General features: G+C 67.0%; 19 protein-coding genes. 6 read left to right on the top strand and 13 right to left on the bottom strand.

Annotated features, from left to right (window positions below):
- Positions 1 to 81 precede the first annotated feature (81 nt).
- Positions 82 to 1239: a nitric oxide-sensing protein NosP gene (gene nosP, locus ACNFIA_RS19430; protein WP_416787830.1), complete on the top strand. Its 1158-nt coding sequence runs from the start codon at positions 82 to 84 to the stop codon at positions 1237 to 1239.
- On the top strand, positions 1169 to 3796 hold the full coding sequence (nahK, locus tag ACNFIA_RS19425) for a hybrid sensor histidine kinase/response regulator NahK/ErcS' (RefSeq protein ID WP_416787827.1): 2628 nt from the start codon (positions 1169 to 1171) through the stop codon (positions 3794 to 3796). Before nosP ends, nahK begins: the two co-directional genes overlap by 71 nt.
- 310 nt (positions 3797 to 4106) lie before the next feature.
- Here the strand turns inward: nahK and ACNFIA_RS19420 are convergent, their stop codons facing one another.
- From ACNFIA_RS19420 to ACNFIA_RS19395, 6 genes are all read right to left on the bottom strand, one after another.
- Complete coding sequence (locus ACNFIA_RS19420) at positions 4107 to 4967, bottom strand: EamA family transporter (RefSeq protein ID WP_416787824.1); 861 nt, start codon at positions 4965 to 4967, stop codon at positions 4107 to 4109.
- Positions 4968 to 5007: 40 nt separating this feature from the next.
- Positions 5008 to 5673, bottom strand: a complete 666-nt coding sequence (gene agmR, locus ACNFIA_RS19415) for a response regulator AgmR (protein ID WP_259754784.1) — start codon at positions 5671 to 5673, stop codon at positions 5008 to 5010.
- A 491-nt stretch (positions 5674 to 6164) separates the two neighbouring features.
- Complete coding sequence (locus ACNFIA_RS19410) at positions 6165 to 6983, bottom strand: ABC transporter permease (RefSeq protein WP_416787822.1); 819 nt, start codon at positions 6981 to 6983, stop codon at positions 6165 to 6167.
- A complete protein-coding gene (locus ACNFIA_RS19405; RefSeq protein ID WP_416787819.1) occupies positions 6980 to 7711 on the bottom strand; it encodes an ABC transporter ATP-binding protein in 732 nt (243 codons plus the stop codon). Before ACNFIA_RS19405 ends, ACNFIA_RS19410 begins: the two co-directional genes overlap by 4 nt.
- Positions 7708 to 8676, bottom strand: coding sequence for a YVTN family beta-propeller repeat protein (locus tag ACNFIA_RS19400; RefSeq protein ID WP_416787817.1), 969 nt, complete (start codon positions 8674 to 8676; stop codon positions 7708 to 7710). The genes ACNFIA_RS19405 and ACNFIA_RS19400 overlap by 4 nt, the downstream gene beginning before the upstream one ends.
- Positions 8677 to 8693: 17 nt before the next feature.
- Positions 8694 to 9905 (bottom strand): ABC transporter substrate-binding protein, encoded by a 1212-nt coding sequence (locus ACNFIA_RS19395; RefSeq protein ID WP_416787815.1) that lies wholly within the window; start codon positions 9903 to 9905, stop codon positions 8694 to 8696.
- Positions 9906 to 10074: 169 nt separating this feature from the next.
- On the opposite strand from ACNFIA_RS19395, the gene ACNFIA_RS19390 reads away from it, so the two are divergent.
- Positions 10075 to 10233, top strand: coding sequence for a hypothetical protein (locus ACNFIA_RS19390; RefSeq protein ID WP_416787813.1), 159 nt, complete (start codon positions 10075 to 10077; stop codon positions 10231 to 10233).
- 6 nt (positions 10234 to 10239) lie between these two features.
- Here the strand turns inward: ACNFIA_RS19390 and ACNFIA_RS19385 are convergent, their stop codons facing one another.
- Entirely contained in the window at positions 10240 to 11334 is a 1095-nt protein-coding gene (locus ACNFIA_RS19385; RefSeq protein ID WP_416787810.1) for a peptidase C39 family protein, read from the bottom strand.
- Positions 11335 to 11477: 143 nt separating this feature from the next.
- On the opposite strand from ACNFIA_RS19385, the gene ACNFIA_RS19380 reads away from it, so the two are divergent.
- Together ACNFIA_RS19380 and ACNFIA_RS19375 are read left to right on the top strand one after the other, a co-directional pair.
- Positions 11478 to 12968 (top strand): RimK family protein, encoded by a 1491-nt coding sequence (locus ACNFIA_RS19380; protein WP_416787808.1) that lies wholly within the window; start codon positions 11478 to 11480, stop codon positions 12966 to 12968.
- 130 nt (positions 12969 to 13098) lie between these two features.
- Positions 13099 to 14433, top strand: a complete 1335-nt coding sequence (locus ACNFIA_RS19375; protein WP_259754793.1) for a sigma-54 dependent transcriptional regulator — start codon at positions 13099 to 13101, stop codon at positions 14431 to 14433.
- Positions 14434 to 14826: 393 nt separating this feature from the next.
- Here ACNFIA_RS19375 and ACNFIA_RS19370 read toward each other — a convergent pair whose 3' ends face one another.
- From ACNFIA_RS19370 to ACNFIA_RS19345, 6 genes are all read right to left on the bottom strand, one after another.
- The gene (locus ACNFIA_RS19370; protein ID WP_416787805.1) at positions 14827 to 16101 is read right to left on the bottom strand and encodes a hypothetical protein; all 1275 of its coding nucleotides are present in this window, start codon (positions 16099 to 16101) and stop codon (positions 14827 to 14829) included.
- A gap of 54 nt (positions 16102 to 16155) precedes the next feature.
- The gene (locus tag ACNFIA_RS19365) at positions 16156 to 16896 is read right to left on the bottom strand and encodes a hypothetical protein (RefSeq protein WP_416787803.1); all 741 of its coding nucleotides are present in this window, start codon (positions 16894 to 16896) and stop codon (positions 16156 to 16158) included.
- Positions 16897 to 16942: 46 nt separating this feature from the next.
- Positions 16943 to 17623 (bottom strand): C39 family peptidase, encoded by a 681-nt coding sequence (locus ACNFIA_RS19360; protein ID WP_259754796.1) that lies wholly within the window; start codon positions 17621 to 17623, stop codon positions 16943 to 16945.
- A gap of 73 nt (positions 17624 to 17696) precedes the next feature.
- Complete coding sequence (locus tag ACNFIA_RS19355) at positions 17697 to 18698, bottom strand: heme utilization protein (protein WP_416787800.1); 1002 nt, start codon at positions 18696 to 18698, stop codon at positions 17697 to 17699.
- 53 nt (positions 18699 to 18751) lie between these two features.
- The gene (locus ACNFIA_RS19350) at positions 18752 to 19330 is read right to left on the bottom strand and encodes an adhesin (protein ID WP_416787797.1); all 579 of its coding nucleotides are present in this window, start codon (positions 19328 to 19330) and stop codon (positions 18752 to 18754) included.
- A 1-nt stretch (position 19331) separates the two neighbouring features.
- Entirely contained in the window at positions 19332 to 19784 is a 453-nt protein-coding gene (locus ACNFIA_RS19345) for a hypothetical protein (protein ID WP_416787794.1), read from the bottom strand.
- 629 nt (positions 19785 to 20413) lie between these two features.
- Between ACNFIA_RS19345 and ACNFIA_RS19340 the strand changes: the two genes are divergently transcribed.
- Positions 20414 to 21244, top strand: a complete 831-nt coding sequence (locus tag ACNFIA_RS19340; protein ID WP_416787791.1) for an undecaprenyl-diphosphate phosphatase — start codon at positions 20414 to 20416, stop codon at positions 21242 to 21244.
- Positions 21245 to 21259: the final 15 nt, after the last annotated feature.

Here is a 21259-nt window from a genome sequence, read left to right as displayed (position 1 = left end):
CGCCTCGACCCAAGTAGCATGGGGCGCGCCGCGACTGCTTCGTAGAATGCCAGCGTCGATTTCCGTCACCGGGCGTACGCCATGCACGAAACACAAGGAGTCGTTCGCGGCATGTCCAGTGCCCGCGACGTCGAGGCCGTCGCCCAGGACCTGGCGCGCCAGTTGCTCCACCCCAACCTCGGCTTCGTGCTGTTCTTCTGCTCCGCCGAGTACGACCTGCCGGCGCTGGCCGCCGCGCTGGAGCAGTACTTCGGCGGCATCGACCTGGCCGGCTGCACCACGGCCGGGGAAATCACCCCGCAGGGCTACGGCCGCGGCTGCGTCACCGCCGTGGGCTTCGACCTGCGCAGCTTCGCCATCTCCTGCGCGCTGGTGGACGAGATGGAGCGCTTCAGCCTGATCGACGCGCAGCAGATGGTCGAATCCCTGGTGGCCGACTGCCGCAGCGCCGGGCTTGCGCCGATCAAGGACCACAGCTTCGCCCTGACGCTGCTCGATGGCCTTTCCAGCCGCGAGGAAGTGGTGCTCGCCGCGCTCAGCGCGGCGCTGGGCGCCATCCCGCATTTCGGCGGCTCGGCCGGCGACGATAACCACCTGACCCACACCCACGTCTATTACCAGGGCCAGTTCCATACCGGCGCGGCGGTGGTGGTGCTGTTCAACACCTGGCTGGACTTCGAGGTCTTCACCACCCACCACGTGCTGCCCAGCGAGGAGAAACTGGTGGTCACCCGCGCCGACAGCGACAGCCGCCGCGTGCTGGAACTCAACGCCGAGCCGGCCGCCCTGGAGTTCGCCCGGCTGGTCGGGGTGCCGCTGGAGCAGCTGGATTTCTCGTCGTTCCCGGCGCGTCCGCTGGCGGTGCGGGTGCGCGACCAGTACTACGTGCGCTCGATCCAGCAGGTCAACGATGACCTCAGTCTGACGTTCTATTGCGCGGTGGAGAACGGCATCGTCCTCACGGTCATGCATACCGGGCCGCTGCTGCCGGGGCTGCAGGCGCAGTTCCAGCGCCTGCACGAACGTCTCGGGCCGCCGCTGCTGACCATCGGCTGCGACTGCTTCCTGCGTCGCCTGGAGCTGGAAGTGGCTGGCGATACCGAACCCACCGCCGCGTTTCTCCGAAGCCAGCAGGTGATCGGCTTCAACACCTACGGGGAACACTTCAATGGCATGCATATCAACCAGACCTTCACCGGTGTCGCCATTGGCCGTCCTCGCGGCAACGCCGGACGCTGACCTGCGCGCGCGCCTCGACGAACTGGAGCGCGACAACCGCAAGCTGCAGCGGATCAACGCGGCGCTGATCGAGCGCGTCGAGTCGGCCACTTCCCGGGGCGATAACGCCTACGGCGCCTTCCAGCATTCGGTGGTGCTGGCCGAGCAGGTGCGCGAGCGCACCGATGCGCTGAGCGAGGCGATGGTCGAGCTGAAATCCAGCAACCAGTTGCTCAGCGATGCCCGGCTACGCGCCGAGACCGCCCACCAGCACCTGCTCGACGCCATCGAGAGCATCTCCGACGCCTTCGTGCTGTTCGACCCGCAGCAGCGCATCGTCCTCTACAACGAACGCTTCCGCGCGTTCTGGGCGCAGACCCGCGCCCGCGTCGGCGCCGGAACGCGGCTGAGCGAAGTCCGCCGGCTGGCGCAGAGCAGCGGGCTGATCGTCGAGGAGCAGCGCAGCAGCGACGACGAACACACCCTCTACCGCCTGCGCAACGACCGCTGGGTGCGCGTGACCGAGCGGCCGACCCGCGACGGCGGGTTGGTGGTGCTCTACAGCGACATCACCGAGATCAAGCAGAGCGAAATGGCCCGCCGCGAGCAGGCGGTGGCGCAGAAGTCGCACCTGTTGCAGCGGGCCGTGGACAACCTGTCCCAGGGCGTGGCCATGGTGGGCGCCGATGGCGCGCTGGAGCTGTGGAACCGGCGCTTCCTCGAGCTCTGCGGGCTGGCGCCAATCGAGGCGCACCGGCCGTTCGCCGAGGTCATGGCCGATAGCGAGCTGCCGCTGCTGACCCCGCGCAGCCGGCCGCGCAAGGGTGAGGCGGAAGGGGTGATCGAGCAGCGCCTGTTCGACGGCCGCATGCTGGAGATCCGCACCCACGCGCTGCCCACCGGCGGCTTCGTCAACACCTTCACCGACATCACCGAGCGCTACCGCCACGCCGAGGCACTGCGCGAAAGCGAGCGCTGGATTCGCCTGATCACCGACCAGGTGCCGGCGCTGATCGCCTATCTCACGGCCGACCTCGACTACGCCTTCACCAACAAGGTGTACGAGGAATGGTACCGCTGGCCCAGTGGCTCGATGCTCGGGCGCAACCTGCGCGACGTGCACGGCGCCGAGCACTGCCAGCGCCTGGAACCGTTCTTCGAGCGCGCGCTGTCCGGCGAGAGCGTCACCTTCGAAATCGCCGAGACCAACCTCGCCGGGCAGGAGCGCTACATGCAGCGCTCCTACGTGCCCAACCGCCAGGCCGACGGCACGGTGAGCGGGCTGTTCGTGCTGATCCGCGATATCACCGAGCGCCGCCGCACCGCGGAGGCGCTGCACCAGGCCTACCAGAACCTCGAACAACGGGTGCGTGAACGCACGGCCGAGCTGACCAGCCTGAACGACCAGCTCAAGCGCGAGATCGACGAGCGCAGCCAGGTCGAAGGGCGGCTGCGCGAGGCCAAGCGCGAGGCGGAACAGGCCAACCTGTCGAAGACCAAGTTCCTTGCCGCCGTCAGCCATGACCTGCTGCAACCGCTGAACGCCGCGCGGCTGTTCACCAGCGCACTGCAGGAGCGCAGCGGGGAGGCGCTGGTGCGCAACATCAGCCAGTCGCTGGAGGACGTGGAGACGCTGCTGGGGACCCTGGTGGACATTTCCAAGCTGGATGCCGGGGTGATCAAGCCGGACATCGCCTCGTTCGACGTCAGCGAGCTGCTCGGCAACCTGGCCGCCGAGTACCGCCAGGTGGCCGCCAGCGAAGGCCTGGCGCTGGACTTCGTGCCCTGCGGCGCCCAGGTGCGCAGCGATATCCAGCTGCTGGCGCGGATCCTGCGCAACCTGCTGACCAACGCCATTCGCTACACGCCGTCCGGGCGCGTGCTGCTGGGCTGCCGGCGGCGCCGGCACAGCCTGTGGATCGAGGTCTGGGACACCGGCGTGGGCATCGCCGCCGACAAGCTCGGCGAGATCTTCCAGGAGTTCAAGCGCGGCGATGTGCAGCGCTTCCACCAGGATCGTGGATTGGGCCTGGGCCTGGCCATCGTCGAGAAGATCGCGCGCATGCTCGGCCATCGCATCCACGTGGAATCGGTGCCCGGCAAGGGCTCGCGCTTCGCCATCGAAGTCCCCCTGGCGCGACGCGTGGCGCGCAGCGCACCGGAGCCTGAGCGCACCGCCGACGACCTGGTGGAGCGCCTGCGCGGCTCCCGCGTGTGGGTGCTGGATAACGACGCGTCGATTTGCGCCGGTATGCGCACGCTGCTGGAAACCTGGGGCTGCCAGGTGGTGACGGCGCTCTCGGAAGAAGACCTGGCGCGGCAGGTGGACAACTTCCACGCCGAATCAGACCTGTTGATCGTCGACTACCACCTCGACGACGGGCTCAACGGCGTCGACGCGGTCGCCTCGATCAATGCCCGCCGTGGCACGCCGCTGCCGGCGCTGATGATCACCGCCAACTACAGCAACGAGTTGAAACAGCAGGTCCGCGAGCTGGGCCACACGCTGATGCATAAGCCGGTGCGGCCGATGAAGCTGAAGACGGCGCTGTGCCATTTGATCGATAACGCCCATTGAGCGATGCCGGCATGGGCGCGTGCTTTTGCGGCAGCGGAGCTTCTTCGCGATGGCGGTGCCCGCCGGTGGGATTCGCGGACAAGGTCCGCTCCTACACGGAAGCTCCCTGTAGGAGCGGGCCATGCCCGCGACCCGCACGTACGGCGCGCGCCAACAGGGGAACTCCGTCGTCGGTGAACGCAGAGGAACCTGTAGGAGCGAGCTTGCTCGCGAACGGGCCCCGCGGGCCCAGGGTTCGCGAGCAAGCTCGCTCCTACGAAAAGCGGCCCGATTCGCGAGCAAGCTCGCTCCTACGAAAGGCAGAACCAGGTCAGGCGCGCTGGATGGCCGGTGCGCGGACCTTCGCCAGCAGGATCAGCGCGATGCCGCCCAGCACCGCCAGTGACACCAGCGCCAGGCGAAGGCTGATCGCCTCGCCCAGCAGGACGGCACCGGAGAGGGCGGCGAGGATCGGCACGCTCAGCTGTACCGAGGCACCCTGGATGGCCGACAGGCCTGGCAGCGCGCTGTACCAGATGGCATAGCCGATCCCCGAGGCCACCGCGCCGGAGAGCACGGCGTAGATGAGGCCGGGCACGTCCAGCCGCAGATCGGTGTGGAAGATCGCCGCCAGCAACGCGGCGAAGGCGATGGCGCGGACGAAGTTGCCGCTGCTGATGGCCAGCGGATCGCTGCCGGTGCGCCCCAGCAGCGAGTACAGCCCCCAGGCCACGCCCGAGAGCAGCATCAGCAGCGCGCCGGCCAGTGGCGGGGCGCTGGCGCTGGGCAGCAGCTGGACGAGCAGCCCGCCCAGGGCCAGCAGGAAGCCGAACAGCGCCTGGCCGCGCAGGCTTTCGCCGCGCAGCAGGCCGACGAGGATCATGGTCACCTGCACTGCGCCGAACAGCAGCAGCGCGCCGGTGCCGGCGTCCAGTTGCACGTAGGCGTAGGAGAAGGCGGCGGCGTAGACGAACAGGGCCGCCGCCGCGCGCCAGTTGCCGCCGTCGCTGGCGGCGCGATGACGCAGTTTCAGCAGCAGGGTGAGCATCAAGGCGCCTGAGAACAGGCGGATGCCGGTGAAGCTCACCGCGTCGATGCCGGTGGTCTTCAGGGCCAGGCGGCAGAGCAGGGAGTTGCCGGCGAAGGCGATCATCGCCAGGCCGGTGAGGCTCAGGGTGCGGGTGGAAGGCATCGAGGGGTTCCCGGTAGCGATCGCGGCAGCACGAAGGGGCTCAGCGGCGCAGGTAGGCCGTGAAGTCGATGTCGCTGGCGCAGAGAATCGCCTGCACGCGGTTGTGCACCTTGAGCTTGCGCAGGATCGCGGAGACGTGGGCCTTCACCGTGGTCTCGGCGATCTCCAGGTTGTAGGCGATCTGCTTGTTGGATTCGCCCTTGGTCATGCGCTCCAGCACCAGCAGCTGCTTGCGGGTCAGCGCCTGCAGCAGTTCCGGGGGGATGCTGTGATCTTCCTGGCCGCTGCGGCGCGGCGAGGTCTTCTGCGTGCGGATGATGTCCGACGGCAGGTAGACGTTGCCGTTGAGGATCTGCTCGATGGCCTCGGTCATCTGCACGCGCGGCGAGGACTTGGTGATGAAGCCCACCGCGCCGTAGGTGATGGCCTGCAGCACGACCTGCTTGTCCTGCTCGGCGGAGACGATCACCACCGGGATGGTCGGCGCTTCGTTGCGCAGGCTCATGAGGCCGTTGAGGCCGTGCATGCCGGGCATGTTCAGGTCGAGCAGGATGAGGTCGAGGTCGTCGTGTTCCTGGGTCAGGCCCAGGGCGCTGTCGAGGTCGGCGGTCTCCATCACTTCGCTGCCGGGGAAGCCGTCGGCGATGACGTTGTGGATGGCCTCGCGGAACAGCGGGTGATCGTCGGCAATCAGAATCTTGTACATGGCCTACACCTCGTTGTTGTCGTTATGGGTGGCGAGCGGCTTGCGGTCGCAGGCTACTTCAGGAGTCACGAAAGAGGGTGCGGTCGGGCGCCTGGCAGGGGCAGCCCGGCCCGTTCCCGGGCATGGATACCGTCACGGTACCAGTAGAGGCGGGTGGCGCCCAGTGCGCGGGCGCGGCGGTTGGCGTTTCCGCGCGCCCGGCAATCGGAACGGCAGTCGAACCGCAGCGGGCGCCTGGCAGCGCCGGCGGTGCGGCGGCGGAGAGGCTGTGCCGGGCAGGCCCGCCACAGCGGCGTGCCGTGGCTCGGGGCGGTCGGCGGTATCCGGGGCGGGCCGGGCAGGCAGGCGGCCAGGCAGCCGGGCACAACATAAGCAAGGCGAGGCATGGCGAAATCTCTTGTCGTTCTTCTTGTAATGGCCATTAGATGCTGCTGTTGCGGCTTTGGAAATTCGACGTCAGGAGGGGCGAACCCGTACCAAAGTAGTAGGTTTCACCCCTTGCGCAGGGCGGCGTGCTGCGGGTTGAAGGTGAGCACGGCGAGGCCGGCGAACAGCACGGTCAGCCCCAGGCAGACGGCCGTCGCCAGGGGGTTGAAGCGCTCGTAGAGGGCGAAACGCACCAGTTCCACCGCGTGACTGAACGGGTTCAACGCGCACAGCCAGTACAGCCACTGGCTGGCTTCGCGCATCTTCCACAGCGGATAGAGCGCCGAGGAGAGGAAGAACAGCGGGAAGATGACGAAATTCATTACCCCGGCGAAGTTCTCCAGCTGGCGGATGCCGTTGGACAGCAGCAGCCCCAGCGCCCCCAGCAGCAGGGCGGCCAGCAGCAGCGCCGGCAAGGCGGCGAGCAGGCCCATGGCCGGTGGTTGCACGCCATACAGCCAGGCGATCAGCAGGAAGGCATAGACCTGCAGCAGCGACACCAGCGCCGTGGCCAGCAGCTTGCTGGCCAGCAGGAAGGCGCGTGGCAGCGGGCTGGTTAGCAGCACGCGCATGCTGCCCATCTCGCGGTCGTAGACCATCGACAGCGAGCCCTGCATGCCATTGAACAGCAGGATCATGCAGCACAGCCCGGGCACGATGTAGGTCTCGTAGGTGACGTAGGTGTCGTACGGCTCGATGATCGAGATGCCCAGCGCGGCGCGGAAACCGGCGGCGAACACCAGCAACCAGAGCAGCGGGCGCACCAGCGCGCTGAGAAAGCGCGAGCGCTGCAGGACGAAGCGCAGCCACTCGCGCACGACGATGCCGCGCAGGCACTGCCAGTAGGCGGCAGGGCCGAAGCGTGGTTGCTCCAGGGCACTCATGCGCAGGCCTCCAGGCGGGTCAGGCGGTCGAACGTGCGCGCCAGGTTGCCGGCGTCCGGCGCGCAGATGTCGCGCGCCTGGCCACGGGCGACCAGGCGACCGCGATCGAGCACCAGCAGCGCATCGTCGTCGCGCACTTCGTCCAGCAGGTGGGTGGTCCAGAGCACCGCCAGGCCGTCCTCGCGGCACAGCCGGCGCACGTGCTCGTTGAGCGCCTGGCGCGCCGCCGGGTCGAGGCCGACGCTGGCCTCGTCGAGCAGTAGCAGGCGCGGGCGATGCAGCAGGGCGCGGGCGATCTCCACGCGGCGACGGTGGCCGCCGTTGAGCGCGCGGACCTTGTCGCGGCGGCGTTCCTGCAATTGCTGGCGGGCCAGTTCGGCATCGATCCGCTCGTTCGCCACGCTGCGCGGCAGGCCGTGCAGGGCGGCGTGGTAGCGCAGGTTCTGCTCCACGCTCAGGTCCAGGTCCAGGGTGCTCTGCTGGAACACCACGCCCAGCGCGCGCAGGGCCAGGCGCGGCTGGCGGCGCAGGCTGCAGCCGAGCACGTCGATCTCGCCCTGCTGCAGGTCGTAGAGGCGCGTGAGCAGGGCCACCAGGGTGGACTTGCCGGCGCCGTTGGGGCCCAGCAGGGCGGTGAAGCGCCCGGCCGGCAGCTCGAAGGCCAGGTTGTCCAGCGCGCGCCGTGGGCCGTAGGCAAAGCTCAGGTCGCGGACGGTGAGCGCTTTCATGGCGTCACCACCACGCCCCAGGGATAGCGGCCGACCTTGATGGACTTGGCGACCTTGCGCGAGGCCACGTCGATGACCGACACGTCGCCGCTGACGCCATTGGTGGCCAGCAGGGTCTTCTCGTCGGGGGTGAACGCCAGGTGCCAGACGCGGCGGCCCACCAGCAGGTAGTCGAGGACTTCGAAGGTCCTGGCGTCCACCACCGCCACGTGGTTGGCCGGGCCGAGGGCGACGAAGGCCAGCGTGCCGTCGCTGGTCAGTTGCACGCCGACCGGCTGCACCTTGTCCGGGTGCACGCCCTGGATGGCGAAGCGCAGGGTCTTGAGGATCTTGCGGCTGGCGGTGTCGACCACGCTGACCGTGCCGCCGATCTCCGCCGAAACCCACACCTGCGAGCCATCGCGGGTGAACTCGGCGTGGCGCGGGCGCTGGTCCACCAGGGTGCTGTCCACCAGCGTCTGCGTCGCGGTGTCGATCCAGTGCAGCATGTTGGTGGTTTCGCTGGTGTTCACCGCCCACTTGCCGTCCGGGCTCACCGCCATGCCCTCGGGTTCGACGCCGACGTCGATCTGCCCGAGCACCTGGGCAGTCTGGGTGTCCACGACGGTCACCAGCGCGTCGTCCTCGTTGGAGATGTACAGCCAGCGATCATTGGGGTGCAGGGCGAACTGCTCGGGGTCGGCCCCCGAAGGCAGCTGCCTGATGATCTTGCGGGTGGCGAGGTCGAGCACCTGTACGGTGTCCGAATCGCTGGCGCAGATGTACAGCAGCGTGTTGTCGTGGGACAGCGCCAGCCCGCGGGGGCGCTTGCCGGTGTCGATGGTGCCGGTGACGGTCATGCTGTCCAGGTCGATGACGCTGAGGTTGTTGTCCTTCTCGTTGGATACGTAGGCGGTGGCGGCGAAGGCCGTGGGCGCAAGGCCGAGGGCGAGGCCCAGGCAGGAGAGGGCAAAGAGGCGGGGCATTGGCAGGTTCCTCAGGGTCATTCCGGTTGTGGCGGGGCGTCGGCGAGGCGGCATTGGCTTTCCGGCGCATCGAGGCCGAGGCTGTCGAGTTCGCTGGCGGGGTGCAGGAAGCCTTCCTGCGGCGAGGTGCTGACCAGCGCGCGCGGCTGCACCAGGGGGATCGGCTGGCGCAGCTGGCCGTCCCAGGGGCGGAAGCCGAGCTTGTAGCCCTTGAAGCCGTCCAGCGGCAGGTCGGGGGACAGCGACAGCCTGCGGATCGCCAGCGGGTCGGCGTCGCCCAGGCGGGTGACGGCGCTGGCGATGCTGCGCACGGCGATCCAGGCGGCGAAGTCGCGGTCGTTCATCCAGCGCCCGGCGTGCGCCTCGAAGCGCTTCTGCAACTGTGCGGCGCCATAGGTTTCGACGGTCTTGTGCCAGCCGGTGGCGACCAGCCCCTGGGTGCCGGCGACCGGGCGCGGCAGCCAGGTGTTGTAGGGCACGTATTCGCCGAAGTCGCCATGTTCGTCGGCCACCAGCACGGCGTCGTAGTCCTGGCTGGACTGGGTGAACAGCGCCATGTCGGCCTGGGCGCTGCGGCGCTGGTCGTTGGCGAAGGTGAAGGGCTTTTCCTCAACGATCTTCGCGCCGAAGCGCTTGGCCGAGCGACGCAGGGCGGTGGCGTACTGCGCGTCTTCCGGACGCTGGCCGACGATCAGCAGCCAGCGCGTCCATTTGCGCAGCACCAGGAACTGGGTGAGGGCGTCGGTCAGCATCAGACGGCTGGGCAGTGTGTGCAGCACGTTCGGCGCGCACTGGCTGGCGCGCAGCTCGTCGTCGGCGGCGCCGGCGTTGAACAGCAGGCTGTCCGGCAGCGCGGCGGCCAGTTGGCGCAGGGTGTCGGCCGGGGCGTTGACCACGAACAGGCGCAGGCCGGCGTCGTGCAGTCGCCTGGCTTGGCTGAGCAGCTTTTCCGGGGTGTCGGTGCTGGCGGCGTCCAAGCGGTAGCGGTGCTTGAGGAAGCGTCCGGTGCTGTTGCTGTCGGTGATCGCCAGTTCCGCGCCGCGCAGCCCCGCATCGGTGGGCTCGGGAATGACGTTGGACAGCAGCGGGCCGGGATCGGGGGTGTAGCCCAGGTAGCCGATGCGGATGTCCAGCGCAGGGGCATCCGCCGCACGCACGTCCAGGCTGAACGCCGCGGCGCAGGCAACCGCGAGCAGGTAGGCCATGCCGTGCAGGACGAACTGGCGCATGGGGCGACTCCTTTGTGGGTCGGCACGTTCTTGTGCGGCCAGCATAGGAAGCGCCCGCGGCGCGGCAAATATGCAGAAAGTAGCGGTTGGGGCAGTACCAAGGTAGTAGGTGGCGCGGCGCGCCCGCGCCCTAGGATGGCGCTACAAGAACCAGAAGAGGAGCGTCGCCATGCGTATCGCCGTCACCCTCGTCCTGCCGATCCTGCTGATGCTCAGCCTGTTCGGCTTCGACTTCCTCTACACCCGCAACGGCTACCTGCCGGCGGCGGAGTTGCGCGCGCCGCTGGCGCCAGTGAGCTGCTTCACCCCGTGCCGCGGCGCGCCGTAGCAGCCCTCAGCGGATGTAGAGGATCACCGCGGCGCGCAGCTTGCTGCGGCCGAAGCGGCTCATCTGCTCGAACTCGGCGTGGCTCACCGGGATGTGCTGGCAGTCCAGCGGCTCGCGGTGCTGGCTGTGGTCGACATCCGGGTCGTGCAGGTAGACGAAGTCCTCGTCGCTGTCGGTGACCACCACCCAGTGCGGCGCCTTGGAGCGGGTCAGGCGGTAGCTGCTGATCAGCACCAGCGGCTGGCCGCCGGCTTCCAGCGCGCCCTGGATGTCCAGTTGGCTGACCAGCAGTTGCTCGACGTCGCTTTGCGCCAGCTCGGCGCTGAAGTCCTCGTGGACCAGGCGCATCACCTCGCGCTTCTCTTCGCTGCGCACCCCCTCGAGAAACAGCGGGCCATCCTCCGAGAGCAGCAGGCGCACGCGAAAGCCCCGGCGCAGCGCCGCCAGCGCCAGGCCCTGGGGGCTGCAGCCGCCATGCCCGGCAGTCATATAGATAGTGGTCGCCTCGCGCCACAGGCGCAGCTCCTCGCGGCGCTCGAGGCGACGCTGGGGCTGCAGCGCGCCCATGGCCATCAGCAGGGCCGAGGGGCCGCAGGTGAATTCGGTGGTTTGCCGGTAGTAGGGCACGTGCCGGTGGTTGCGCTCGTTGAGGTGGCGGATGCGCTTTTCGAAGCGCAGGGCTTCGCTATGGTCTTCGTAGTAGTCGCGCACCGTGGCGAACGGGCGATAGCCGTTGCGCTCGTAGAGGGCGATGGCGCCGCGGTTGTCCGGGCGCACCTCCAGGCGCAGGTAGGCGCAGTCGTTTTCCCGCGCTTCGGCTTCGGCGCGGTCCAGCAGTTTCTGGCCCAGGCCGATGCCCCGGGCGCGCTCGTCCACGGCAATGGAATACAGGCGCGCCAGCGATGTGCCCTGGTGGAACAGCACCAGCGCGTAGCCCAGCAACTGGCCATCGGATTCGGCCACGGTCAGGCTGGCGTGGGCGCGGGTGATCATCCACTGGAAGTTGCGGCGGGACAGGCGATCATGCTCGAAACAGCGGTTTTCCATCTCGACCAGGGCGTTCAGGTCGTCGGCGGTGGCGGCGCGGAACTGGAGTTTCATAGGGTAAGCATTCGTTAATCGGTGAGGGCGCACCGTGTGCGCTGCTGGCGGCGAACGGGCGCTGTGAGGCGTGGTCGAAGCTGCAACCAGTATTGTCCCAGGGGCAGGGCGCGGCAAGCGCGCCAGCCAGGTTCGGAGGTCTCGTGAGCAAGCTGTTCATCATCGTGGAACGCAAGGAAGACTGGGCCTCGTACTATCCCAGCGACGACGTGGTCACCGCCCAGGAATACCTGGAGATGCCCATCGACGACGACAATGGCAAGCGCGTGCAGGTCATCAACCTGTGCCGCAACTACAAGTACCTGGGCCACGGCTATTACTGCTCGCTGCTGGCCGAAGCGCGCGGGCACAAGGTGATCCCGTCGGTGCGCAGCATCAGCGAGCTGGCGAAGAAGTCGCTGTACAGCCTGGCCCTGGAAGACCTGGAGAAAACCCTCGACAAGGCGCTGGCCGATCACCCCTACGGCAGCACCGACGGTTTCACCCTGACCCTGTACTTCGGCCGTACCGACATCGAGCCGCTGCAGGACCTGGCGCGCCAGCTGTTCGAGGCGTTGCCGTGCCCGATGCTGCTGGTGGAATTCCGCAAGAACCGTGGCTGGCACATCGAAGGCGTGAAGCCGGGCAACATCCACAAGCTGCGCGAAGACCAGGAGGACCAGTTCGCCAACGCCCTGGAAGGCTTCAGCCGGCAGGTCTGGCGCAAGCCACGCTCGCGCAAGCAGTACCGCTATGACCTGGCGATCCTGCATGACCCGCAGGAAGCCTTCCCGCCCTCGGACCCCAAGGCGCTGAAGAACTTCATCCGCATCGGCCGCAGCCTGGGCATCGACGTCGAGCTGATCGAGAAGAAGGACTACTCGCGCCTGGCCGAGTACGACGCGCTGCTGATCCGCGAGACCACCAGCGTCAGCGACCACACCTACCGCTTCGCCAAGAAGGCCGAGAGCGAGGGCATGGTGGTGATGGACGACCCGGTGTCGATCCTGCGCTGCACCAACAAGGTCTACCTCGCCGACCTGCTGCGCAGCCACAAGCTGGGCATGCCGGCCACCGAGATACTCTACAAGGACAACCCGCAGGAGCTGGAGAAGGTCGGCGAGCGGCTGGGCTTCCCGCTGGTACTGAAGATCCCCGACGGCAGTTTTTCCCGCGGGGTGATCAAGGTGAGCAACCAGGAGGAGCTGCTCAAGGCCAGCGCCGAACTGTTCGAGCGTTCGGTGCTGCTGCTGGCGCAGGAATTCTTCTATACCGAATACGACTGGCGCATCGGCGTGCTGAACCAGAAACCCATATTCGCCTGCCAGTACTTCATGTCGAAGGGGCACTGGCAGATCTACGACCACAGCCCGGACGCCGAGGAAGTGAGCGGCGATTTCCGCACCATGGCCGTCCACGAGGCGCCGCGCAAGGTCGTGGAGCTGGCGGTGAAGACCGCCAACCTGATCGGCGACGGGCTCTACGGCGTGGATCTGAAGCAGGCCGGTGACCGCGTGGTGGTGATCGAGGTGAACGACAACCCGAACATCGATTGCGGGGTGGAGGACGTCTACCTGGGGGACGACCTCTACAAGCTGGTGCTGGAAGAGTTCGTGCGCCGGCTGGAGGCCAAGCGGCGCGGGCATGGCTGGTAAGACCGATTCGGCATTGACCTTATAGGAAATCGGTCGAGGGCGGCGTCAATATATTGCTAGCGTTACAAATTGGAGCGCCAACCGTCTGTTTTTAAAAGTTTTTCAAAATAATGGCGCCAAGGAAGGGAGCATGCTCGAGGCAGCCGCGAATTTTCGTCGCCTGCTGGTGGTCGACCCGTGCGACGACTGCCGCAGGCTTTTACCCGGACTCCGGGCCGCAGGATGGGAAGTCGACAGTTGCGAGCTGGATAACGCCAGCAATCGCGGCTGCGACGTCGGCCTGCTGCGCCTGCAACCGCGGCATCTCGAACGCCGCGAGTCCGTCAAGGAACTCATCAGCCGCAGCGGGACGGAATGGATCGCCGTGCTCAGCCCCGACACCTTGCCCCTGACCGAAGTGGGTGATTTCGTCAGCGAGTGGTTCTTCGATTTCCATACCTTGCCCTTCGACGTGGCGCGGGTGCAGGTCACCCTCGGCCGCGCCTTCGGCATGGCGCGCCTGCGCGGGCGCGGCAGCGTGCACAGCGACGAGCATGAGCACGAACTGCTCGGCGAAAGCCGTGACGTGCGCGAGCTGCGCAAGCTGCTGGCGAAGTTCGCCCCGACCGAGTCGCCGGTGTTGATCCGCGGCGAGAGCGGCACCGGAAAGGAGCTGGTGGCGCGCACGCTGCACCGCCAGTCGCGGCGGGCGATCCGGCCCTTCGTGGCGATCAATTGCGGGGCGATGCCCGACGCGCTGATCCAGTCGGAGCTGTTCGGCCACGAGAAGGGCGCCTTCACCGGTGCGCACCAGCGCAAGATCGGCCGCTTCGAACAGGCCAACGGCGGCACGCTGTTCCTCGACGAGGTGGGGGATTTGCCGTTGGAACTGCAGGCCAACCTGCTGCGGGTGCTGCAGGAGAAGCAGATCGAACGCGTCGGCGGCAGCCAGCCCATCGATGTGGATGTGCGGGTACTGGCGGCGACCCACGTCGACCTGGAACAGGCGATCCGCGCCGGGCAGTTCCGCGAGGATCTCTACTACCGGCTCAACGTCCTGCAGGTGTCCACCTCGCCGCTGCGCGAGCGCAATGGCGACCTGGCGTTGCTGGCCAATCATTTCGCCCACCTTTATAGCGTCGAGACCGGCAGACGGCCGCGGCGCTTCTCGGACGACGCGTTGGCGGCGATGGCCGAGCACAGCTGGCCGGGCAACGTGCGCGAACTGGCGAACCGGGTGCGGCGCGGCCTGGTGCTGGCCGAGGGCCGACAGATCGAGGCCCGCGACCTGGGCCTTGAGCGGGACAAGGGACGCACGGCGAACCTGCCGCTGGTGACCCTGGAGGAGTACAAGCTCGGCGCCGAGCGCCAGGCCATGTGCGATGCGCTGGCCCGCCACGGCGACAACCTCAGCGTGGCAGCGCGGATGCTGGGCATCTCGCGGCCGACGTTCTATCGCTTGTTGCACAAGCATCAGTTGCGCTAGGCGGGCGTGGCCGGCGCGGACCGATTCGGCCTGCCATCACCTTCCCGCTTGACTGTCTCCCCGTGTAGGAGTGGGCCATGCCCGCGACCCGCCGGCAGCTCCGGCGTTGGTTGGGTTCGCGAGCAAGCTCGCTCCTACGAAGAGCGACACCGGCCGACCTGTGTAGGAGCGAGCTTGCTCGCGAACCCCCACGGCACGGCATTCCCTTGGGCTCCCGGCTTTCGGTTCGCCCCGGGGCGATTGCCGCTTTCTGAACGTCCTTGTCTGCACGGTTCCCTCACCCTGGCCCTCTCCCTGATGGGAGAGGGACTGGAGCAGTCGCGGGCATGGCCCGCTCCTACAGGGAATGACCATGGCCCCGAAGGGGGCCATTGCGTCAGGACAACGAGCCCTTCAGAAGTAATACGGGAATTTCACGCTGAAGCTGAAATCCGGGGCATCCGGCGAGATGCCGATGGACAGGTTCGGCACGATGGTCAGGTTGGGACTCCACGCGTAGGTCAGCCCCCAGTTGAAGTACGCGGCGTTGGCGTCGCTGCCGGTGACGGTGGTCCAGTCGCCGCCGTCGGCCTTGATCTTGCTCTTGCGGGCGATCAGGTCGGAGAAGGAGAACGACATGCTGGTCTTCTCGTTGAGGGCGAAGGCCACGCCCGCACCGAGCTGGAACCAGTCGCCGAGGTCGACCTTGCCTTTCTGCTTCACGCCCTGCGTGGGGCTGATGTCGTCGAAGGATTCCTCGAGGTTGTAGGTGTAGGAGAAGCTGCCGAACAGCACGGCCGGGTCGACGGTCTTGACCAGCGAGATGCCGGGGGTGATCGACCAGACGCCGTTGCCGGTGGGCAGGGACTCGGGCACGTTGAGGTTGTCGTTGTCCGAGGCGCGCTTGAGCTTGATGCCGTACGGTTCCTTGCCGGTCGGCGCCTTGATGCGCACGCTGACCACCGCGTCGGGGCGCGATTCGGTTTCGTCCATGAACTTGTAGGCGATACCGACGTTGACGTCGCCCAGGGTCGGGTCGCGGGTGACTTTCTCGTCGGTGGACTGCGCCGTGGAGTTGCCGGCGCCGGCCGATTCGAAGGTGCTCTCGCGGTACACCACCGGGGCGTTTATGTCGAACTGCCAACGGTTGTTCCAGTTGTAGCGGCCGGTGAGGTCCAGGGTCCAGTTGTCGGCGTTGATGTTGTCCACGCCGATGTTGCCCAGGAAGATCGTGTCCAGCGCCAGGAAGCCGTTGAGGATGAGCTGCTTGGTGTCGTAGTGGGTGTAGGTGATGCCCGTCTCGACGCTAAAGGTGCCGTTGCCGAAGAAGCCGCTGGCCTCGTCGTAGAGGTTCTCCACGCTCTTGGGCGGGCTGGCGTCGTCCTTGAGCGACTCGCCGTAGGAGCTGCCGCTGGCGGCCACGGTGTTGCCGGTGCCCGGCGGTGTGGGCTTGCCGGTGGAGGTGACCAGGCGCCTGGGCTGGGCGGGCGAGGCCGGCGCCTCCTCGACCTGGCGGACCCGTTGCTCGAGCACCATCAGCGCATTCTGCTGGGCCTCGTAGCGCTGGCGAAGTTCGAGCAGTTCCTGCTTCAACGCCTCCACTTCGGCTTCCGTCGCCGCGGCGGCGAAGGGCGAGGGGAGTAAGGCGGATACACAGATTGCAGTGCCTAGCGAGAGCGATCGGTGCATGGCGCGCTGTCCTTGACGTGTAGGTGGGACCTCACGGTCGCACGCGGGGAAGCATCACATCCCCATGGTGCGAAGCCCTTTGAGCTGATCGAGATTGCAGTCCAGCGCTCCCGTCGACGGCATGTTGTTCTTCAGCACCACGGAGAGCTGCGCGAGGTTGCTGACGGCATTGTTCCCGCCCACCATCTGCGCGGCCTGGAGCAAGCCACCGGCGGCGAGTTGCTGCATCGCGACACCCTGGCCGTTGGCGTTGATCGCCATCTGCACGCCGCCGTTGCCGGGCGACACGCTGACGCTGCCGGCGCCGTTGCTGGCGACCACCGGGGCGGCCTCCAGTGGCGTGCCCTGCGGCGCGGCCAGGGGCGGTGCCTGGTCGGCTTCCTTGACGTCGATGCTGACGTGGTTGGAGGCGGTGTTGTAGTCGCCGGCGGCACGCACGCTCTGGGTGACCCCCTGGGTCTGGTTGAGACCGGCGCCACCGCTGACACTGCCGGTCCCCGCGGCCGGTGCGGCGCCGCTGCCTTTCTCGTCGATGGTGGAGACGTAGAACTGCGGTTTGAGGGTGGACTCCTGGACCTGCATGCTGACCCTGGCGCCGATGTTGTCGCCCACGGCGTTCTTCCAGGTACTGCTCATGACGATGCCGAAGCTGATGACGCGGCCGGGCATCACGTATTTGCCGCGAAGCTGGGCCAGTTCCTGATCCTTCAGCTCTATCGGCCTGAAGATGCTTTCCGCCTGGGCCGGCAGGCAGGCCGCCAGGCAGGTGGCGGCAAGCAGCGGGATCGCTTTCATGAGGGTTCTCCCCGGAAGGATTCCTCCCTTCCGTGCTGGTGCGGCCTCACAGGAAGTCGCTCTGGATGAAACCGAACTCCATGAGTTCCGCGTCCTTGACCGGGCTGAACGCATCGATGCGGTCCCTGGCGGTCAGCGGGTCGGGCGGGTTCATCAGGGCGTTGGCCTGCTGGTAGCCCGGGCCGATGACAGCGAAGATGATGCCGTTCCAGCCCTTGAGGAAATCGTCCTGGGTAAAGCGCTTGTGGCCCAGCACCGGGTCGCCGATGTAGACGTAGCCCTTGTAGGCGCGTTGCATCACGACGAAGTGCTTGTAGCCACGGATGTCCATCAGCACGATCACCGGGATCGTCAGCTTCTCCAGCGACGCCGCCGGGATGCGGTAGCCGCGGGCGCGCATGCCGATGCCTTCCAGGTAGGTCTTCATGTCCAGCATGGAGAATCCCTGGGTGCGCACCAGGTCCGGGTCGGCCCGGACCAGCATGCCCTTGATCACGAACTCTTCGTCCACGTCCAGCGCGTAGGCCTGTCGGAGGATGGTCGCCAGCGCGGCGGCGCCGCAGCTGAAGTCGGTCTTCTGCTGGACCAGGTTGCTGAACTTGCGCTCGCGGATGCTCTCGACGTGCTTGTAGGCCAACGATCCGCCGGGAAGGATGGCAAAGGGGAGTTGCGCGGCCTGCGTCGTGAGGCTGCACAGCGCGAGCAAAAGCAGGGCGGACGTACGCATGATCGTGACGCCTGGAGTGGCTTTGGAAAGAAGGAGGCTCCGTCGCCGGAGCCTCCGGTACGACGCCGTGTCGCTACAGGCAGGATTTGCAGCCTGCGGCGATGGACAGCGAGTTGCTCTGCTGGTTGCCGACACCGGCCGCGACGTTGGCCCCGACATTACCCGACACGTTGTTCAGGGAATTGGTCAGGTTGGCGTCGTTCTTGACCGGGTCCTTCCAGCCGGTGGGAACCAGGACCTGGTAGGTCGCCTGTCCCTTGAGGTCGACGGTGCCGGCCTCGACGAAGAACAGCGGGTCCTTGTCGGTCTTGCCGCCGCCGTTGCGGCTGTCGTGCCCGCCATAGCCGGACTCGTCCACCACGTAGCCGGTGCCGGCGCCCTTGTAGGTGCCGTGGGCCTTGAAGTCGGACTTCAGGGTTTCCTTCTCGTACGTCAGGAAGGCGACGTTGCCCACCGTATTGCCCGTGGAGGTTTGCGTGGCGCCGCTGTAGGAATCGGCCGTGGCGCCACCGGAGACGGCGGCGGCCATGTCGTTTTTCTGTTGGTTGTAGTTGCCGGCGGCGACGTTGATGCCGATGTTGCCCGAGGCTCCGTTGGCCGAGTTGTTAAGCGTCGCCTTGTTGGTGGTGGAGAGGTTGAGGGCGGTGTTGCCGGTGTTGGTCTGGGTGACCTCCGTCGAGGCGTGGGCGTAGCCGAAGATGAATTTCTCATCCGCGGTGGCCAGGGCGGCAGCGTTGGCCTGCTGGTTCAGGTCGCCGCCGGCCACGTTGACACCCACGTTGCCGGATGCGCTCCCCAGCGATCCGTCCACGTTCGCGGTGTTCTTCGTGCCCATGTTGACGACGGTGTTGTCGCTGCTTTCCTGGGTGTCCTCCACGACGGCGCTGGCGCCGGCCTCGACCCTAGGGTCCTTGTAGGGATCGTATGGAGGCTTGGGTTGATGTTGTTCATGACCGTGGCCATTGCCGTGACCGTGACCATGCCCGTTGTTGTTACGGTTATCCGCGTGCACTGCTACAGCCATGACCGCTGCGACGGCGAAAACCAGTGGCTTGAGGGCCATTCTCGGTTTCATGGTGTATCTCCTTGCTGATTGGCGTGCTTAGTGTTTTTAGGAGTTGGCGTGGGTCAATCCGCGACCCGGATGCTCAGGGTGTTGGCAATGCGATTGCCCACCCCGGCGCTCTGGCTCATCTGCACCACGCCGCGGCTGCCGGCGAAGGCCTGGTCGCTGGTAACGACCTGCCGGCTGCCCGTGGCGGAGTGCATCGAGCCTGAGTTCACTGGCAGCGCGACGTTCTGCTGGGACAGCACGCTGTCATCGACGCTTTGCGGCACAGCGCTGACGCTGATGCGCATGGCGTTCACTTGCTGGTTGGCGGTGCCGGCGGCCTGGTTCACGCCCAGCGCGCCGCTGCCGTTGCTGAAGGCGTTGCCGGTGATGCGCGCGGACGCCGCCTGGCTCGGATCGACGGCGACGTTGACCGTCTGCCGGAACTGCGTGGTGGCCTGGGCGTTGCTGCCGATGGCGATGGCACGGCCGTTGGCCTGCTGCTGCGAGTCGCCGGCAGCCTGGTTGACGCTGGCGACGCCGCGGTAATTGCGCACGGCGCTGTCGATGCCGGCGCTGTTGACCGCGACGGCATCCTCGGCAAGGGCCGTGACGCAGCAGAACAGAAGGGGAAGGGTGAGCAGGCGGGCGTCCATCTCAGCGATCTCCGGTCAGCATGCGCAGGGGCGACAGACCTTGCTGCACGGTGCGGTTCACCGAGTTGGCAATCCCTGCGCCGCCACCCGCCGCGCCGGCGCCCAGGCTGTTGCCGTTGAGGCTCTGGTTGGCGCCGTTGTCCATGCCGACCAGTTGGCCGCCGGGCAGGATGTGCCGCTGCAGACTGGAGCCGCTGGTCACGCCGGCGAAGTCGCTGTCGCTGAGCTCGGCGTTGCCGGTCTGGCGCACGACCTGCTCGGAGATGTTCGGGTTGACGGTGACCGGGTGCGGATCGGGAATGTCCGTCGGCCGGGTGGCGACGCGCGGCTGCACCTGGCGCTGCAGGACGATGGTGCCGTCGCCGGCGTGCGCGGGCGGTAGCAGCGGTACGCTGGCCGCGCTGCACGCCAGCGTGAACAGCAGGCCGACTGTCCGTGTGTCCATGTTCCCCATGATGGCGGTTCCTTCTTGGTGCGCTGAGCCCTGATCAGCGGTTCCAATGTGGAGCAGGGGACGTGCCGCTTTTGATCCGCTTTTGAGAATCAATGACATGGCGTTGCGCCATGCGAGCCATCGCGGCGCGCGTGTCTCGGCGCCGTTACAGCGCCCGCGGGCAAAACCCGCGCGAAGGCCCTGGCACGGGGGCCGTATCGGCAAGGCGGAGAATTCTGTTGCGCTCCTGATACAGGGCGCGGGCGGGGAGGGCTCGACGCAGCACCCGTCTGCGTTTGCGCAGCGCCGGGTGTTTCGCCGGGCTAACACGAACAAGGGATTGGTATCGTTTCGGGTACGTGCGTGCCGCCGGCTTTTCAGGGCAATAGGCATTCTGCATGATGGCGCGAACCCGGCCGGATCACCGCTGTCTGCATCTGCCTGGCGGGTGGAACGCAAAGCCTTTTTGCCGAAGTGCCAACACCGCCACTGCCAGTGCCGAGTTCGAGAAATTTTTGTGAATTTCGTAGCGCCCGACGGCCAATGCTTTAGCATGCCGACGCCGCTGCGGCGCCCATGGCGCCAGGAGCAGGCAGCGGAGCAACAATCATTAGAAGTGTGCGAGCCAGCGTGCCTCGCGGGGGAAGTATATGGATCTGTGGAGCGCCTTTCAGGCCTTCATTCTTGGCGTCGTCGAGGGGCTTACCGAGTTCCTGCCGATCTCCAGCACCGGTCACCAGATCATCGTGGCAGACCTCATCGGCTTTGGCGGCGAACGTGCCGAAGCCTTCAACATCATCATCCAGCTGGCGGCGATCCTCGCCGTGGTCTGGGAGTTCCGCCGCAAGATCCTCGACATCGTCTGCGGCCTGCCCACCCAGCGCAACGCGCAGCGCTTCACGGTCAACCTGCTGATCGCCTTCTTCCCGGCCGTGGTGCTGGGCGTGGCGTTCGCCGACTACATCCACCACTACCTGTTCAACCCGATCACCGTGGCGGTGGCCCTGGTGGTGGGCGGCGTGATCATGCTCTGGGCGGAAAGGCGCCAGCACGTGATCCAGGCCGAGAGCGTCGATGAGATGAACTGGAAGCACGCGCTGAAGGTCGGCTGCTGCCAGTGCCTGGCGCTGATCCCGGGCACCTCGCGTTCCGGCGCCACCATCATCGGCGGCCTGCTGTTCGGCCTGTCGCGCAAGGCCGCCACGGAGTTCTCCTTCTTCCTGGCGATGCCGACCATGGTCGGTGCCGCGGTGTACTCCGGCTACAAGTACCGCGATATCTTCCAGCCCGCCGACCTGCCGGTGTTCGCCGTCGGTTTCGTCACCTCGTTCATCTTCGCCATGATCGCGGTGCGCGGGCTGCTCAAGTTCATCGCCAACCACAGCTATGCGGCCTTCGCCTGGTACCGTATCGTGTTCGGCCTGCTGATCCTGGCGACCTGGCAGTTCGCCCTGATCGACTGGAGCAGCGCCAAACCCTGATCCGATTGCGAGTGA

This window comes from Pseudomonas sp. NY15437 (assembly GCF_048068435.1).
GTDB classification, from domain to species: domain Bacteria; phylum Pseudomonadota; class Gammaproteobacteria; order Pseudomonadales; family Pseudomonadaceae; genus Pseudomonas; species Pseudomonas nitroreducens_B.
This window is presented reverse-complemented; position numbering and strand designations above follow the sequence as displayed.